Below are 16863 nucleotides of genomic sequence, written 5' to 3' on the forward strand. Positions count from 1 at the left end.
ATTTTGAACCACCAAATTAATAAACACGTTTTGGAAAGAACTTCTGCTTAATGCGCTCCGAGATGTAATACATACACGGCACAATCACTAGGGTCAAGACCGTCGAGAACGTCAATCCGAAAATGATCGTCCAAGCCAAAATCCCCCAGAAATCCGCAGATTCCGATCCAAAGAAAATATGTGGATTCAGCTCCGTAAACATCGACACGAAGTCAATGCTCAAGCCTACTGCCAATGGAATCAAACCTAATACCGCAGCCGAAGCGGTCAACAATACCGGCGTCAAACGAATTCCACCACCTTCAATGATCGCTTCTTTCAAGTCATAACCACGCTTGAAACGTAGCTCCTCAATGAACTCGATCAACAAAATACCGTTTTTCACCACGATACCTGCCAAGGCAATGATCCCCACGCCCGACATAATCACCGAGAAGGTCATTCCAAAGGCCATAAAGCCTAAGAATACACCAATCAAGGATAACAAAATCGTCGCGAAAATAATGAATGGTTTCACCGCCGAGTTAAACTGCGTCGCTAAAATCAAGTAGATTAATACTAAGGCTGCCAAAAAGGCTACACCCAAGAATTCGCCTGATTCTTTCTGCTGCTCCTGCTCGCCACCCATACGGATCTTGTAGCCCTGCGGCATATCAATCGTCTCAAACAATTGCTCCAATTCACCCACAATCTGATTCGCATTATAACCCTGAACTACATCAGATCCCAAGGTCACCACACGTTCCTGATTCTTGCGATTAATCTGACTAAATGAAGTCGCATAACGTATATCCGCAATCGCATTCAAAGGTACTTGACGCAAGGCTCCCCCCATATTCATGTCACGGTAGGTAATGTTCATCGACAATAATTTCTCGATTTGATTACGAGAATCCCCTTTCAATCGCAATTGAATTGGATATTCATCCTTGATATCGCGGAACTTCGAAATCTCAGCACCGAATAATCCCGTACGAACAGCCATCGCAACTTGTGCGGATGAAATCCCTTCCCGACTCGCCTTCTCACGATTTACATCAATGATAATTTCTGGCTTATTCGTTACCAAATCCGACTTCAATTCTTGAATTCCTTCAATGCCCGACTTCTGAATAATCTTACGCACCTTTTGCTCTAATTCCTGAAGAACAACAAAATCATCGCCCGCAATCTCAATGGAAATTGGCTTACCCGTCGGCGGTCCTTTCGCCTCACGCTCAATCGCCATTTCCACACTTGGAATCGGCTTCTCGAAGAATTCTTTCTGCAACTTCTCTAATAATACACCTGAAGATACTTCTCCACGCTCCTGCTTAGGCGCAAAGGCAATCGTCACCTTACTCTTATGTGGTGTCGCACCGCGATCAGGTTGCATCGGATCTCCTGCATTTTTACCAACGTTCGAAATCACCGAGTTCACAGCCTTACCCGCATTTTCCTTTTTGATAAAGGCAAATACACGCTGCTCAACAATCTTTGTAACAGAATCCGTCACTTTGGAATCCGTCCCGATTGGCATTTTTGAATAGATATAAATGTAATCCGGATCTGACGCTGGGAAGAAAATAACCTTCGGCTTCACAATACCCATCAATACGATGGTCGCAACCAATAATCCAAAGGCTCCAATCGTAGCATATACCGCCCGACGACCCTCCAAAACCCACGAAATAACTCGACGGTATGCATTTTTAAATGCCGGCAAGGTCTCCTCTTGGAAAGGCACAACCCATTTTGGCGTCACAATAAAGTGATTGAAAACGTACAATACCAATGACAAAAGGCCAAAATTTCCGAATCCAAAATGCCCTAAGCCAAAACCGATCACGTATCCAAAGATGGTTAAGCTCAAAAGAATAAACACGGTCCGACGGATATCCGCGAACTTCGGCTCTTTCACATCATTCACCTCTTCATCATGACGCTTCATGAACGAAACCGCAAACACCGGATTCATCACGTAAGCCACAAACAAGGACGCAAACAAGGTAATGATCAAGGTAATCGGCAAGAATTTCATGAACTCACCCACGATACCCGGCCAGAATAACAAAGGCAAGAAAGGCGAAATCGTCGTCAACGTTCCCGTTAATACCGGAACAAATACTTCCGATGCCGCTAATTTAACTGCTTCCGTGATCGTTAATTTCTTAAAATTATTGAACAAACGGTGGGCATTTTCAATCACCACAATCGCATCATCCACTACAATTCCTAAGCCCAATAAGAACGCAAACAATACGATGGTATTCAACGTAAAGTCTAAGCCTGGCATGAACAAGAATGTCAATAAGGCCGACAATGGCACTGAAAGACCCACAAAGGCCGCATCGCGTACACCCATGAAGAACATCAAGACCACCACCACGAAGATAAATCCAAGGATTACCGTGTTAATCAAATCGGCAAGATCACCACGCGTACGCTCCGACTGGTCAGCTGTCACAGAAACAACCAAACCCGCAGGAAAACGACTCTCGCGATATTCTTCAATCGTCTTTTCAATTCGATCCGCCGCGTTAATTAGATTCGCACCACTACGTTTGATTACGTTCAAGGTAATAACCGATTTGTTATCCAAACGGGCAAAATCTTGCTTCTCCTCAAATCCATCACGAACATCCGCCACATCTTTTAATCGTACACGAGCGCCCGTCGAAGAACCGACCATCAAGTTGGCCAATTGATCCACCGACTTAAACTCTCCTACCACACGTAACGAACGACGAACGCCGTTCACATCTAAATCACCTCCTGAAATGTTCACGTTTTCACCTTGAACAGCTTGTTGGATGTCGTAGAAAGTCAAGCCATAACTCTGCATCTTGTACAGATCCAAGTTTACCTGAATTTCCCGTTTCAAAGCACCGACGATATCTACACGTGTGATTTCGGGCATCCCCTCAATCTCGTCTTGTAAATCTTCGGCATATTTCTTCAACTTATCGAGCGGATAATCCCCAGCGATGTTGATGTTCATGATCGGGAACTCCGAGAAGTTCACCTCTGCCACAGCAGGATCGCGTGTTAAATCTTTTGGTAGGTCATTACTTGCTTTGTCCACGGCATCTTGCACACGTTGTTTGGCAACGGGAACAGAAACGTCCGTATTGAATTCAACAATGATTACTGAGATATCTTGCAATGCATTCGATTTGACACTTTTAATGCCTGAAATCGACTTCAATTGCTTTTCGATCGGTTTATTGATCGTATTCTCAATATCCGCCGGAGTCGTTCCTGCATAAACCGTTTGAATAACCATTTGCGGAACAACGATATCCGGAAACTGCTCTTTCGGAAGGCGTGAGTAAATACCCAAACCTGCTACGAAAATGATAAACGTAAAAATGTAAACAGTGGTACGGTTTTGGCCTAACCAGCCGACCATGTTATAAATCAAGCCTTTCCCCTCGGGCAGTTGCTCGTTCTTTAAATTCTTTTCCATGCTTGACTTAGAATGAAATTGCTTGTCCGTCAACTAAATCTTGGTAGCCTTGTGTAATAACTTGGTCACCTGCTTGCAAACCTGTAGCAATCTCTGCTTGTCCATTGTATGTCAAACCGATCGTTACAACACGTGCCTTAGCTACTTTTTTGCCATTTTCTTCAACAGCTACATAAACCAAATTACCTTTTTCTGTTTTTTGAATGATGTTTTCATCCAAAACCAAGGCATTTGCTTTAGACAAATCATTGATGTTGATGACAGCTAATTGATTGGGTTTCAAATCTCCACCTGCATTGGGAATGCGCGCTTCGATATCAAACGTACGCGTCAATGGATTCACCATTTTAGAAACCAATGAAATACGTGCTGTAATTTCTTTGTTGATATCCGGGAATTTGATGTTGATCGGATCACCTTGTTTCACAGAACCTACATAAGCATCTGCAATTTTTGCCGAGATCTTCAAGTTACCTAAGTTGACAATTTGAACAATTGGCATCCCTGGAGCTGCCATTTCACCTGCTTTTTGACGCACGATTTCAATCGTTCCTGAGATAGGCGCCACCACACGTGACAAGCCTAATTGAGCACGTAAAGTAACCAAACGCTTCTCCAAAGATTCCTTATTCGATTTAGCGCTTAAGTATTGAACCTCGGTACCAATTTGTTGGTCCCAAAGCGTCTTCTGCTTATCAAACAACGTCTTCGCTAATTCCAATTGGTGTTTCACCTCTTCCATGGATTCCTTCAAGATGCTATTATCCAAGGTTGCAATCAATTGTCCTTTGGAAACTTGTTGGCCCGCCACAACCGGCAAGGAAACAATCATTCCACCTGTTTGCGGACTAACCAATACCGTGTTTTCTGCAACTACATTTCCTTGTGCTTCAACAAAATGTTTGAAGGCAACAGGTGCGATAGGAGTAACCGTAACCGCAATTACTTTCGACGATGCCGATTCTTTACCTGCACCTAATTCCTTTTCCAAGGACGCGATTTTCGCATTAATTTCTTTGGCTTCTGCTTTTAAGTTGGCCAATTCCGTTTTCTTATCTGCCGACTTATTGCATGCCGCGAATAAGACAATGGCGCTTAGGAGGATAGTTAATTTTTTCATGTTCGTATTATTCTGAGTATAATGTTCCGTTAGATTTTGCAAGCTCTACTTTGGCGATTAAGGCATTGTAAAGTGCGGTAAAGTAATTTCCTTGAGATTCCTTGATGGAAGTTTCTGCGTTCAGCACTTCCAAATTCGACCCAACTCCTTGTGTGTATTTCACACGCGTAACGCGGGAAATTTCGTTGGCCAAGTCAAGATTTGCTTTTTGTTCTTTCAAAGACTCTAGAGCATTCTTCAAAGAAATGATGGATTGACTACGTTGTAAATCAATCGATGATTTCAACAAATCATAGCTTTGACGAACTTTTTGAAGATTGTTTGCTGATTGTACAGCCTTGTATTTCTTTGAAAATCCGTCGAAAATTGGGATTTGAATCGACAAGGTGATCGCTGCATTATCGAACCATTGTTTGCTGAACAAATCGCCAAACGCATTCGCACCTGCATTGTAACCATAATTACCTGCCAATAACACCCGTGGTAAATAACCTGCTTTAATGCTTTTCAAATCTAGCTCAGCCAGATTTTCTTGTGTTTTTAGAATCGAATATTCGATGCGATTGCCGTAATTGAAAGGCAAATCTTGATCTTCCAATAAGCGATGGCTCAATTCGATTTGCTCCAAGGTTTCAGCTAAACGAATAGGAGTTTCCATCGGATAACCCATTTGGAACTTCAATAAGGAGTAGCTCAACTCTTGTAAGCGATATACGTTTTCCAATTCCGTACGCAAATTGTTCGCTTGAACCTCTAAACGTTGCACATCGATTTTCTCAACAAAACCTTGCGCGTTGAGTGCCTTAGATTCTTTCAACAAGGTATCCAATCGGCCCACGTTTGCTTGCAAAATCGATAAGCGTTTCTCGTTCACCAAAATACCATAATAAGCTTTGGTTACATTTTCAGCTACTTGTTGTTTGCTTTGTGTTAAGGTCTTCACTGAAAGGTCTTTGTAAACCTGGGAAGCTTTTAAGCCTAATAAATAGCTGCCATCAAAAACCAATTGGTTGATGCCTACACTTGAAAAACCTGAATTTTCCACACCGAATTTGGCCGCGATTAATTCTCCTTCAGCCGCAGCGGGATTAAAGATTTTTGCCGGGATAAACATACGTTGCATAACAACGTTGTTCGTTAATGCGACCGAAGCATTCACCTGCGGAAGGCCCATAGCCTTAATTTCATTGATTTTCGCACTTGCATTTTGCAAGTCAATCTGGCTATTTTTCACTTGCACATGATGTACAATTGCATAATCCACAGCATCTTTTAAGCTGAAAGATTGCGCATTTGCTGACAAGGAGCAAAGTAAAAATAGACCGGCGTAGATTTTTCTTAGGCGGATCATAATTTTATTTGTTTTGAAAAGAGTTATAAAGTGTTAGACCTTTTTCGGTCAAAATGCCTCGCATGAAAATATCCATCAAGGTTAATTGAGTTTCATACAAGGATAATTTATTGTTCGGGTAAAAGTCGGGGTTAAAAGCTAAATCAACTTCTGCCATACGCAGGCGTGCTAGCAATTCAAAATCAATATCATTTCTAAAATATCCGAATTGAGCACCTTTCTTGAAGTCGGCAATCAAATTCTTATGAATGTAGTTTTCCCCATGATTTTTAAACAATTTAAAAGCTGCAGGAAAATACTTTTGAATTTCAAAAAGCAAACGAGGGTTCATGGTGACCAGCATGTCTTTGACCATTTCAAAGGACTTAAACATCTTCTCAATGACATTCGAATATCGCTTATCGAGCTCATCCCACTTTACTGCATCCTGCTCTGTAAAACATTTTACCACCTCACAAACCATGGATTCTTTATCAGGAAAATGTTGATAAATCGTTTTTTTCGAAATCCCCAATTCGGCTGCAATAGCATCCATCGTTACAGTCTTTACACCATAGCTGAAGAATAATTCAGTTCCTTTTTCTAGAATACGCGATTTCATTTGCTTGAACCCTTAATTAATCGGGAAGCAAAACTATGGAAACTTTTGAAGACTACAAAGTTTTCTTGTACTATTTTTAGATTAGTGGATGAAAGCTAGGACGAACGGCCATAGTCATCTTGCAATCGGACGATATCGGATTCGTCGGAAGGATTCGCAACATCCGTATGCTGCCAGATTTCTGCTACTATACCCCATTGATCTAAACCCACCAAGCGATGGCGTGTCCCGATTGGCAATGTAATGATGTCATCCACTTGATACGTATCTGGTCGCGATTGTTCATCGGTATCTGAAATCGCAACGCCTACGGGGCCGGAGGTCACCGACCATAATTCGGCACGGCGAAAATGGTACTGCCAGGATAAGCGTTTATTGGGCGCGACTACTAAAAACTTAGGGCTGAGCTTTTGGGTAATTTGAATGGAATCAAAATCAACGGAAGGGAAAAACTGATTGGCAAACTTAGCAGCTTGATCTTCGTGTAACACAAAAAAACCTCCCCATGGACGGTCAAAATCATACGAAGCAATTTCATATCCCTCTTGTTGGATAAAAGCATTCACTTGCGCGAACACTTCGGAGGCTTGATGGGATGATTGAAACGTTGGGAGCATATTAGATATTTTCACAAAAATAAAAAAAAGACGGGAGAGAACCCCCGTCTTTTCCATTTATCAGGTTTTAACTTACTACATTGTCCAACCTGCACGGTATTCGCGCTTCACGAATTGATTCGCCGCTTCGAAATTGGTAATGCGCATATTCGCCGCATCCCACTCGAGTTGTTGGCGCCCAATGTACTTCGCATTCCGACCTTCGCCTTCACGCAACATGTACGAACGAATGGCAAGGTTACCCATCAACACAGATTCCGTAAATGGACCTGCATAGTCGAAAGGAGAACTAACCTCCATATTTCCGAATCCAGCTTTACAAGCCTCTACCCATTGCGTATTGTGGCCACCAGCACCGCCTTCAACGCGCGCTAATTTTGGTTTTGGAAGTTCCGACTCGTCTACACGCTTGCCATCTTTGAACACTTTTGGATACATACCATAGGTACCACAAGTCATGATACCTTTTGTACCAATCAAGATAACGCCATTGGTTCCATCTGGATCTCCGATGATTTCAGTCGCTGGGATACCTGCAGGATGTGGAGCACGGAGACCACCATCAAACCAAGTTAATTTTACATTCGATTTATTCTTTGCAGATGGACCATAATTCAAGGTTACCATCGATGATGGAGGGCATCCTTCTGGAATCCACTCCGGAACCCAGTCATTTAAGAATACAGAACCTACTGAACATTCTACGTTTAAGGCATCACGGATACCCAATACTTTGAATGGAGGATCCAACAAGTGGCAACCCATGTCACCTAAAGCACCTGTACCATAATCCCACCAGCCTCTCCATTTGAACGGAACAAAGGCAGGGTTGAATTCACGATATTTTGAGGGTCCCAACCATAAATCCCAATCCAATTCAGCAGGAACGGGATGTCCCGCAGCTGGATAAGAAATTCCTTGTGGCCATACAGGACGATTCGTCCAAACCAATACTTCAGATACTTTACCGATAACGCCGCCATCAAACCATTCAACCATTTGACGAACGCCATCACCTGAAGATCCTTGGTTACCCATTTGAGTAACCACTTTCATCTCACGTGCCTTTTCGGCCATCATACGCGCTTCATAAATGTCGTGTGTTAATGGCTTTTGAACATACACGTGTTTCTTGCGACGCATCGCTTCCATCGCAATGGTTGTGTGTGTATGATCGGGGGTAGATACGATTACGGCATCAACATTGTCTCCTTCGGCTTCTAAAGCCTTGCGGAAATCCCGGTAATAATTCGCTTTGGGGAAATCTTTACGCGATTGAACCGCGCGACGATCATCTACATCGACAAGGGCAACGATGTTCTCTTTGCCTTTATTGAATGAATTCATGATATCACTCTGGCCTTTACCGCCAGCACCGATACCCATAATGTTTAATTTGTCGGAAGGAGCCGTAAAACCCTTTCCCAATACATGTCGCGGTACAATGTAAAAGCTTCCTGCAGCTAATCCAGCTTTTTTCAGAAAGTCTCTCCGTGAATTATTTCCCATAATTTAAATGATTTAGTTTGGTAAGACGACAAGGGCTTCTCACCCTCATAAAGTCAAGACCCTAAGTTGTCAAAATACCTCGAATTAAGCAATTCTTTTCTTGATATTTTACAAATCTGTGTGCCTCGGTCAGGATAGCACAAAAAAAGGGGATTCGTTTCCGAATCCCCTTTTGATCAAAACTTAAAACAAATATTATTCTGCTTTCTTAGATTTCTTCTCTAATTTTTTGATCGCTTGCTCACGCTCAGCACCTTCCATTTGCTCTTTCAAAGCAGATAAAGCTCCGATATCTCCCATTGTCGACTTCTCAGCTGTAACTGTAGCTGTCTTCTCTGTAGATTTTGTTGCTTTTTTCTTCTCTACTTTTACTTCTTCAACTGGCGCACCTGAGAATGTACGTGTGTGCGAAAGAATAATCTTACGATCTTCTTTGTGGAATTCCGTTACAACGAAATCCAATGCCTCACCCGCTTCAGCTACTGACTCATCTGCTTTCGTCAATTGTTTCAAAGCAGCTAAACCTTCGATACCGTAAGGTAATTCCAAAGTAGCCATTTTGTCATTTTTCGAAATAACAGTTGCTTTATGTACTGAACCTACTGTGAACACACTTTCAAATGTATCCCAAGGATTCTCTTCTAATTGCTTATGACCTAATGCCAAACGACGGTTGTCCGCGTCTAACTCAATCACGATAACATCCAATGAATCGCCTACTTTCACGAATTCAGATGGGTGCTTGATTTTCTTTGTCCAAGACAAGTCAGAAACGTGAACCAAACCATCGATTCCCTCTTCTAACTCAAGGAATAAACCAAAGTTAGTCAAGTTACGAACCGTTCCTTTGTGCTTCGTTCCAACAGCATATTTAGACAATAAATCTGTCTTGTTCCAAGGATCTTCAGTCAATTGCTTGATACCTAAAGACATCTTGCGCTCAGAACGATCTAATGTCAACACAACGGCTTCCATTTCATCGCCAACTTTCAAGAAATCTTGTGGGTTACGCAAGTGCTGAGACCATGACATCTCAGAAACGTGGATCAAACCTTCAACGCCTGGCAATACTTCTAAGAAAGCACCGTAATCCGCAACGTTAACGATTTTACCTTTTACTTTTGATCCAACCTCAACCTCAGCAGCTAATGCTTCCCAAGGATGTGCTTGCAATTGCTTCATACCTAATGAGATACGTTTCTTGTTCTCATCAAAGTCTAACACAACTACTTGGATTTTTTGATCTAATTTCAACACCTCTTGTGGGTGGTTGATACGTCCCCACGAGATATCTGTAATGTGCAATAAACCATCCACACCACCTAAGTCGATGAACACACCGAAATTAGTCATGTTTTTGATCACACCTTCTAATACTTGACCTTTATCTAAGTTGTTCAAGATCAATTGACGTTGTGCCTCAAGATCTTTCTCGATCAATACTTTGTGAGATACAACGACGTTGTCATTTGTATGGTTGATCTTAACCACCTTAACTTCCATATTTTTGCCAACAAAAATATCGAAATCACGGATTGGCTTCACATCAATTTGAGATCCTGGCAAGAATGCCTCGATTCCAAAAATATCCACGATCAAACCACCTTTTGTACGACGTTTTACGAAACCATTGATGATTGTATCTTCTTCCAAAGCTTTCTCAATGTTCGTCCAAGCGCCCATTACCTTCGCTAATTTGCGAGATAAGATCAATTGGCCATTTGAATCTTCTTGATTCTCAATGTAAACTTCTACTTCATCTCCAGCTTTCAAATCCGGCATATCGCGGAATTCAGATGCAGATACTAAACCATCAGATTTGAATCCAATGTTTACGATTACTTCACGGTCTGTCTTGCTTACAACAACCCCCTTCACAACTTCCTTCTCAGTTACCGAGTTAAGAGTAGCCTCAATAGCTGCCTCCATTTGTGCTTTTTGATCAGCAGTATAGTTACCACCGAATCCTTTTCCTTCAACTAAATCCCAGTCGAAATCTTTTTTAACTTTTGACATATTTGATCGCCCTAGATACATCAACACGCTGGGCTAACGTGCTGAAATTAAGTGTAAAACAATTTTTAAATTGGGGTGCAAAGATAGAGAGAATAATTTTATTTTCAAGCAAATTCTTTAAATTGGATGTTCAATAACCTATTTGCCATGAAAAAATCTGTTTCCAGGCTCGCAACAGCCATTTTTGCTTGCACCTTTTTTATGGGCATGGCACAAACTAAACCTCTTATATCCAGCATGTTAATGAGCGAAAAATCTTTCGGAAAAACTCCTTCTAACGAAGATGTAACTCTCTATACCTTGAAAAATTCAAAGGGAATGGAGGTCCAAATCATGAATTATGGTGCGATCATCACCAAAATCATCGTTCCGGATAAAAACAAAGTCATGGAAGACGTCGTATTAGGTTTCGACAAGGTGGATGACTACATCAAAGATTCTCCTTATTTCGGCGCAGTTGTGGGTCGCTATGGCAACCGCATCGCCGCAGGAAAATTTAGCCTAGATGGAAAAAATTATATACTTGCCGCTCAAAATAATGGCCAACACCTGCACGGGGGACTGAAGGGTTTCGATAAAAGGGTTTGGAAAACCATTGCGAAAACTGCAGATAGCGTCACATTTGCCTACCTCTCCCAAGATGGGGAAGAAGGATTCCCAGGAAATTTACAGGTACAAATCACCTACAGCTTAGACGAGGAAAATGCCTTATCGCTTGCGTACGAAGCCACAACCGACCAAGCGACGGTACTCAATCTTTGCAATCATTCCTATTTCAACCTTTCAGGAAATAATAAACGTGATATCCTTGAACACAGCATCCAATTAAATACGCCCTATTTCATCCCCGTGAACTCAGTGCTCATTCCAACAGGCGAGATCAAATCCGTTACTGGAACTCCATTTGATTTTACCAAAGCCAAGAAAATGGGATTGGAAATCAATGCGAATGACGAACAGATTAAAGCAGGTGGTGGCTATGACCATTGCTTTGCCACGAAAAAAGCTCCGGGTGCTTTTGAGAAAATCGCCCATGTAACAGAACCTGTTTCCGGACGTGTCATGGATGTCTACACCACAGAACCTGGAGTACAATTCTATACGGGGAACTTCTTGGATGGCCATTTGACTGGCAAATATGGAGCGGTTTACAACAAACGAACTGGCTTTTGCTTAGAAACGGAACATTTCCCTGATTCACCCAATCAAGCAAACTTCCCTTCTACCGTGCTGCGTCCGGGAGAAAAATATACTTCAAAGACTGTTTATCAGTTTTCTGTGCAATAATCGACAATTTTTTGCGTTCGGCGGTAGACGCTGCCAGGGTCATGACCCTGGCAGCGTCACCTTCGCTTCGTTCCAAAGTACATCCATCTCTGCCAGCGTCATGTCCTGCAAATTCTTGCCCATTTCGGCCGCACGACGCTCTAAATGCTGAAAACGATAAATAAATTTCCGATTTGTCCGCTCAACTGCCTGATCCGGATTGATATCTATAAAGCGTGCAAAATTCACTAAGCTGAAAATCAAATCACCCAACTCTCCTTCCGCCTCCTCTTTTTGAGCCTGCGTTAATTCTTTTCCCACAAAGGTTTCCTTAAACTCACCAAGCTCCTCTTCCACCTTTTCCCAAACCTGCTCCTTTTCCTCCCAATCAAAACCCGCTCCCCGCGCTTTCTCCTGAATCCGCATCGCCTTCACCAAAGCCGGCAAGGAATTAGGCACGCCTGATAAGACCGACTTATTCCCCTCCTTAAGTTTCAGAGCTTCCCAGTTGGCCTTCACCTGCTCCTCCGTCTCCGCCACCACATCTCCATAGATATGCGGATGTCGCGAAATCAACTTCTCACAAATTCCATGCAAAACCGATGTCACATCAAATTCGCCTGTCTCCGACCCAATCTTGCTATAAAACACTAAATGCAACATCACATCGCCAATTTCTTTGCGAATTTCAGCCATGTCTTTGGAGAGAATGGCATCGGCCAACTCATAAGTCTCCTCAATCGTTAAGTGACGCAAAGTTTCCATGGTTTGCTTTTTATCCCACGGGCATTTCTCCCGCAAATCATCCATGATGCACAATAATCGATCAAAGGCCTCCGCCGCTGCTGGGTATCTCATTTCTATGGGTTTAATCCGTACACGCGGACATAATCAATCAAAAACTTATTCGGGAAGATCGTATCGTCTACTCCTTTTTGGCCTCCCCAGTTTCCACCAATTGCCAAATTCAACAAGATATGTTGCTTCTTGTCAAAGGGCCATTCCTCCCATCCTCGACCCGTATTTTCAAACGTAAAATACAATTTACCATCAATGTAGGACTTGATACTTTGCGGTGTCCACTCCATCGTATACACATGGAAAGCTGTATCAAAATCATCCATACGGGTCGTGGCCGTTTTTTGCGTCCCGATTACATGGTTAAAAGATTTGGTATGCACCGAAAAATGCATGACCCCAGGATCATATCCCACATGTTCCAAAATATCAATCTCGCCATTGTCAGGCCAATAATTTGCGCCATAATCTGATTGGCTTGCCAACATCCAAATTGCCGGCCAGTTTCCGCGACCTGCTGGAATCTTAGCACGCACTTCCACTTTCCCATACAAGAAATCTTGCTTGCCTTTAGTGACGATACGAGCAGACGAATAATTCATTGCCCCCATGGATTCTTTACGTGCCTCGATCGTTAATAGGCCATTTTCAATGTGTGCATTATCTAAATCCGCTTTGGTATAATATTGTAGTTCATTGTTACCCCAACCCGAACCGCCTACATCATAAGACCAAAACTTATCATTCGGTAATCCAGGAGTATCAAATTCATCCGACCAAATCGGATCCTTTGTGAATGTGTACACTTTGGGTGCAATGGGCGTCGTAGGCTCTGTTGGCAAAAAGGGCTTTGGAGCTTCTTGGGATGAACATCCTAAAAAGGCTATTCCTAAAAGTACAATGTTCTTGATCATCTGTTGATTTTTTACCCTCAAAAATAACCCGATTCCTAGCACATTTCCTATTCTCCACAAGTGAATATTATGTACTTTTGAACATGGAATTTAAAATCGCATCATCCTACCAACCCACCGGGGATCAACCCAATGCCATCAAGGAATTGGTGGAGGGGCTCCATAAAGAAGAGCGCGCACAAACACTGCTCGGGGTAACCGGTTCCGGAAAAACTTTTACAATCGCGAATGTCATCAAAGAGGTCAATCGCCCTACCCTGATTTTATCCCATAACAAAACCCTTGCAGCTCAATTATACGGCGAATTCAAATCCTTTTTCCCCGAAAACGCCGTTGAATATTTCATATCCTATTACGATTATTACCAACCCGAGGCCTTCATTGCCTCCACGGGTACCTACATCGAAAAAGACCTCTCCATCAACCAAGAAATTGAGAAATTAAGGCTCGCAACCACAGCAGCCCTGATGTCCGGTCGGCGAGATATCATCGTCATCGCATCCGTTTCTTGCATTTACGGTATGGGGAATCCCGACGAATACAAGAATTCGATCATGCGAATCGGTGTGGGTGAAACGATTTCAAGGAATCAATTCCTTTTCCGACTCGTCGAGATTCTTTATTCTAGAACCGAAGGGGAATTCTTACGTGGGACTTTCCGCGTCAAAGGCGATACCGTGGATATCTTTTTAGCCTATGCTGATTTTGGGTATCGCATCATTTTCTTTGGGGATGAAATTGAGGAGATTCATCGCATCGACCCTTGGACGGGCAAGAAAATTTCCAAAGAAACGATGGTCGCGATCTTCCCCGCGAATTTATTTGTGACAGGTCGCGAGACCCTGAACAATGCCATCTCAGATATTCAAGCGGATTTAGTGAATCAAATCTCGTATTTCGGGAAAGATGGTCGACTGCAAGAGGCGGAACGCATCAAACAACGGACGGAATTCGATTTAGAAATGATGCGCGAGCTGGGTTATTGCTCCGGTATCGAAAACTACTCACGATACTTTGACCAGCGGAAACCGGGCCAGCGCCCATTCTGCTTGCTTGACTTTTTCCCTGATGATTTCCTCATGGTTGTGGACGAAAGCCACGTAACCATGCCACAAATTCGTGCCATGTACGGCGGAGACCGTTCCCGGAAAGAATCTTTAGTCGAATACGGCTTCCGTTTACCATCCGCGATGGATAATCGGCCGCTAACTTTTCAGGAATTTGAAGATATAGTAGGCCAAACGATTTACGTGTCAGCGACACCTTCTGATTATGAATTAAAACAATCCGAGGGTGTGGTGGTCGAGCAAATCATTCGACCTACTGGACTTTTGGATCCGTTAATCGAGGTTCGCCCGACGAAAAATCAAATCGACGATTTACTCGACGAAGTCTACGACCGCATCAAGAAAAAAGAGCGGGTATTAATCACGACCTTAACCAAACGTATGGCCGAGGAAATGTCCAAATACCTCGATCGCGTGGGCGTCAAATGCCGCTACATTCACTCCGAGATTAAAACCTTGGAAAGGGTTGAGATTTTACGGGAATTACGCTTAGGGGTGATTGATGTCTTGGTGGGCGTCAACTTATTACGCGAAGGATTGGATTTGCCGGAGGTTTCTTTGGTAGCCATTATGGATGCGGACAAAGAGGGTTTCTTACGTGATATTCGTTCCTTGATTCAGACGATTGGTCGGGCAGCGCGGAACGAAAATGGCCGTGTGATTATGTACGGCGATAAGATGACAGGCTCCATGCAGCAAGCGATTCTTGAAACGAATCGTCGGCGGGAAAAGCAAATGGCCTATAACACGGAACATGGTATCACACCGAAAACCATTTGGCGCAGTCATGATGAAATCATGGAGCAGACGTCCATTGCGGATCGCATGGCGAAACCGATGAAATCGTATGGCATTACACCAAAAGAATCCTTACAGGCAGCAGATCCTCTTTTGGCCTACATGAGTAAACCGGAACTCAAGAAGCAAAAAGAGGCGGTTCAAAAAGAAATGGAACGCGCGGCACGCGATTTGGATTTCCCATTAGCGGCAAAATTCCGGGACGAGCTTTTGGCCATCGACAAATTATTGGTCGAATAAAAAAAGGCGCGGAATACATCCCGCGCCTCTCATATTAATTGTCAGAATAATTACTCCGCAATGAACGGATAATCTTCTTGAACATATACATCTTTGTATGCCTCATCTGCAGTAGGGAATGGAGATGCTTCCGCAAAATCAACCGACTCTTGAACCTGAACTTTGATCTTCGCATCGATCGCATCTAAATCTGCTTGCGTCGCGATACCAAAATCCAAAATGCGTTGCTTTACTTGCTCGATCGGGTCACGCTCTTTGTAAGCTTCAACCTCTTCTTTTGAACGGTATTTTTGTGGATCTGACATGGAGTGTCCACGGTAACGGTATGTTCTGAATTCCAAAAACGTAGGACCTTCACCCGCGCGAGCACGTGCCGCAGCACGAGAAACAGCCTCGTGAACTGCCTCTACATCCATCGCGTCAACCGCTTCGGATGGCATGTCGTAAGCCTCACCTAATTGGTATAATTCTGTCACGTTCGATGTACGAGCAACCGAAGTACCCATCGCGTAACCATTGTTTTCTACAACGAAGATTGCAGGTAATTTCCATGTCATCGCCATGTTGAACGCTTCGTGCAAAGCTCCTTGACGTGACGCACCATCACCGAAATACGTGATTGAAACATTACCTGTTTTCTTATATTTTTCAGCAAAAGCCAAACCCGCACCTAAAGGGATTTGTGCCCCTACGATACCGTGTCCGCCTACGAATCCAACTTCTTTATCGAAGATGTGCATCGAACCCCCTTTCCCTTTGGAAGCACCGGTAATTTTACCGTATAATTCCGCCATGATTGCGTTTGGTGAAGTACCTAAAGCTAACGGGATACCGTGGTCACGGTAAGCTGTAATGTATTTATCGCCTTCACGTAAGGCAGATTTAGAACCAGAAGAACAAGCCTCCTGGCCAATGTATAAGTGACAAAAACCTTTGATTTTTTGCATCCCGTATAATTGACCGCATTTCTCTTCGAATTTGCGTTGCAATTGCATAGACTCATACCAGTACATGTAGGTCTCTTTGGAATACTTAGGTGCTTGTGTTTCTTTCTTTGCCATCTGTCGGTCGGAAAATTTTTTGTTGCCTAGGGAAAATGCCCCAGTCAAAATCAAGGC

At 43.1% G+C, this 16863-nt stretch carries 12 protein-coding genes; 2 read left to right on the forward strand and 10 right to left on the reverse strand.

All coding sequences use genetic code 11. From position 1 onward, the window contains the following. Positions 1 to 16: 16 nt before the first annotated feature. The 7 genes from V7S75_RS01070 to rpsA form a co-directional block, all read right to left on the reverse strand. The gene (locus tag V7S75_RS01070) at positions 17 to 3391 is read right to left on the reverse strand and encodes an efflux RND transporter permease subunit (RefSeq protein ID WP_459511143.1); all 3375 of its coding nucleotides are present in this window, start codon (positions 3389 to 3391) and stop codon (positions 17 to 19) included. 64 nt (positions 3392 to 3455) lie between these two features. Further along, positions 3456 to 4568: an efflux RND transporter periplasmic adaptor subunit gene (locus tag V7S75_RS01075; RefSeq protein ID WP_459510844.1), complete on the reverse strand. Its 1113-nt coding sequence runs from the start codon at positions 4566 to 4568 to the stop codon at positions 3456 to 3458. 7 nt (positions 4569 to 4575) lie between these two features. After that, a complete protein-coding gene (locus tag V7S75_RS01080; RefSeq protein ID WP_459510845.1) occupies positions 4576 to 5919 on the reverse strand; it encodes a TolC family protein in 1344 nt (447 codons plus the stop codon). Between the two features lie 4 nt (positions 5920 to 5923). Further along, positions 5924 to 6520 carry a TetR/AcrR family transcriptional regulator gene (locus V7S75_RS01085; RefSeq protein WP_459510846.1) on the reverse strand — a complete coding sequence of 199 codons (597 nt, stop codon included), beginning with the start codon at positions 6518 to 6520 and terminating at the stop codon, positions 5924 to 5926. A 95-nt stretch (positions 6521 to 6615) separates the two neighbouring features. Then, positions 6616 to 7137, reverse strand: a complete 522-nt coding sequence (locus V7S75_RS01090; RefSeq protein ID WP_459510847.1) for a cupin domain-containing protein — start codon at positions 7135 to 7137, stop codon at positions 6616 to 6618. Between the two features lie 75 nt (positions 7138 to 7212). Beyond that, positions 7213 to 8646 carry a Gfo/Idh/MocA family protein gene (locus V7S75_RS01095; protein WP_459510848.1) on the reverse strand — a complete coding sequence of 478 codons (1434 nt, stop codon included), beginning with the start codon at positions 8644 to 8646 and terminating at the stop codon, positions 7213 to 7215. Positions 8647 to 8841: 195 nt separating this feature from the next. After that, a complete protein-coding gene (gene rpsA / locus V7S75_RS01100; protein WP_459510849.1) occupies positions 8842 to 10662 on the reverse strand; it encodes a 30S ribosomal protein S1 in 1821 nt (606 codons plus the stop codon). A 147-nt stretch (positions 10663 to 10809) separates the two neighbouring features. On the opposite strand from rpsA, the gene V7S75_RS01105 reads away from it, so the two are divergent. Then, on the forward strand, positions 10810 to 11949 hold the full coding sequence (locus tag V7S75_RS01105; protein ID WP_459510850.1) for an aldose epimerase family protein: 1140 nt from the start codon (positions 10810 to 10812) through the stop codon (positions 11947 to 11949). 39 nt (positions 11950 to 11988) lie between these two features. Here the strand turns inward: V7S75_RS01105 and mazG are convergent, their stop codons facing one another. Beyond that, positions 11989 to 12786, reverse strand: a complete 798-nt coding sequence (gene mazG / locus V7S75_RS01110) for a nucleoside triphosphate pyrophosphohydrolase (RefSeq protein ID WP_459510851.1) — start codon at positions 12784 to 12786, stop codon at positions 11989 to 11991. Between the two features lie 2 nt (positions 12787 to 12788). Beyond that, entirely contained in the window at positions 12789 to 13640 is an 852-nt protein-coding gene (locus V7S75_RS01115) for a glycoside hydrolase family 16 protein (protein WP_459510852.1), read from the reverse strand. Positions 13641 to 13723: 83 nt separating this feature from the next. Between V7S75_RS01115 and uvrB the strand changes: the two genes are divergently transcribed. Continuing rightward, positions 13724 to 15745, forward strand: a complete 2022-nt coding sequence (gene uvrB, locus V7S75_RS01120; protein WP_459510853.1) for an excinuclease ABC subunit UvrB — start codon at positions 13724 to 13726, stop codon at positions 15743 to 15745. 50 nt (positions 15746 to 15795) lie between these two features. Here uvrB and pdhA read toward each other — a convergent pair whose 3' ends face one another. Then, complete coding sequence (pdhA, locus tag V7S75_RS01125) at positions 15796 to 16806, reverse strand: pyruvate dehydrogenase (acetyl-transferring) E1 component subunit alpha (protein ID WP_459510854.1); 1011 nt, start codon at positions 16804 to 16806, stop codon at positions 15796 to 15798. Positions 16807 to 16863: the final 57 nt, after the last annotated feature.

This window comes from Aquirufa sp. TARAVU-A1A (assembly GCF_054558675.1).